Origin of the sequence: Marinimicrobium sp. UBA4209, from assembly GCF_002381585.1 — a bacterium.
In the GTDB taxonomy this organism is placed as follows: domain Bacteria; phylum Pseudomonadota; class Gammaproteobacteria; order Pseudomonadales; family Cellvibrionaceae; genus Marinimicrobium; species Marinimicrobium koreense.
In genome coordinates this window covers 7,310-8,812 of sequence record NZ_DFTP01000047.1, presented here as the reverse complement: position 1 = coordinate 8,812, position 1,503 = coordinate 7,310, and the positions used below count along the sequence as shown (strand labels likewise).

At 58.3% G+C, this 1,503-nt stretch carries 1 protein-coding gene; it reads right to left on the bottom strand.

Annotation, left to right across the window (positions count from 1 at the left end):
* Positions 1 to 1,503, bottom strand: a 1,503-nt coding sequence (locus B3187_RS06585; protein WP_286805303.1) for an efflux RND transporter permease subunit, incomplete at both ends; no start/stop codon positions are given.

The window sequence follows — 1,503 nt, the reverse complement described above, 5'->3', positions numbered from 1 at the left end:
CGGTCAGGGTCACGACGCTGGACAGAGGCAGCAACTCGCCGGTACTTGAACTGATGTACAGATTCAGCAGGTCATCGGGACTGCGAATCTGACCGGTAGCGGACTCCAGAATAATGGGGATGGCTTCGTCGCCAACGCTCAGATCGACCAGATCATAACCATCAACCATTGCCCGCAAAGTAGCGGAAATATCGGCCAGCTCGACACCCAACTCGGAGGCGCGGCGTCGATCGACATTGATGGATAGCTGCGGCTTGTTGGGATCGTAGTCAAGGTCGGGATCAGAAATATGGTCGTAACGGGTTTCCACTTCCTTGATGAAGCTCTGCGCCGCCTGGTAAATCTCATCGTAGTCCGGTCCCGTCAGGGCCAACTCGATGGTTGACCCCTGACCACCGCCACCGCGAATGTTCAGACTGTTACCGGCGCCAACCCAGCTGGTCACACCGGGCAGCTCTTTCAGCTTGGGCTCAATCTCAGCGGCAATGGCCTGCTGATTCCGGCTGCGCTCGCTCCAGTCCGCCAGGGGCAGAACAAACAGGGCGCGATTCGGGTCACGCCAACCGAGAATGGAAAAGGCCAACCGGGCTTCTCCGGATGCCACAATCGGCTGAACAATTTCGCTGACCTGCCCTGCCTGGCGTTCAATGTAATCCAGACCTACGCCTTCAGGTCCATTGATACCAATGTAGATCACACCCCGGTCTTCGCTGGGCACCAGCTCTTTGGGTACCTGTGTGTAGGCATAACCGGCCAACGCGACAATCAGCAAAGCAATACCGAAAGTGGTCCAGGCGTAACGCAACGCATGATCGACCATCCAGCTATAGACGCCCACCATCCGGTTGCCAAACCCGGTAAGCTTGTTTCGAAACGGGTGGGGCTGACCCTCTCGCTCCGGAGATATCCGCGCTGCTGCCGCGGGAACCAGTGACAGGGCGACGAAGGAGGAAATCGCAACGGCGATGGACAGAACAAAACCAAACTCCCGAAACAGCCGCCCCGCGGTGCTGGGCAAAATGGCAATCGGTACAAATACCGACACCAGAACGGCCGTGGTCGCGACGACGGCGAAGAACACCTGGCGGGTCCCGAGCACGGCGGCGGCCCGCGCACCCAGGCCCTGCCCACGACGGCGCTGAATATTTTCCAGTACCACAATGGCATCATCCACAACCAGCCCGGTGGCCAATACCAGAGCCAGCAGCGTCAGAATATTGATGGAGAAACCCAGCGCCCAGATGGCGGCCACAGTACCGATCAGTGCAATCGGAATGGCCAGGCTCGGCACCAGGGTGACCCGGAAGGAGCCAATGAACAACCAGATGGTGCCGATCACAATCGCCACCGTCAGCAATAGGCTGGTAATGACCTCTTTCACCGAGCCGCGAATGAACGTGGCATTATCTTCGGTGATGGTCAGCTCAACGTCGGTCAGACGCTCGTCCAGTGGTCCGAGGATCTCGCGAATGCCATTGGAAATTTCCAGCGTGTTCGACTGGG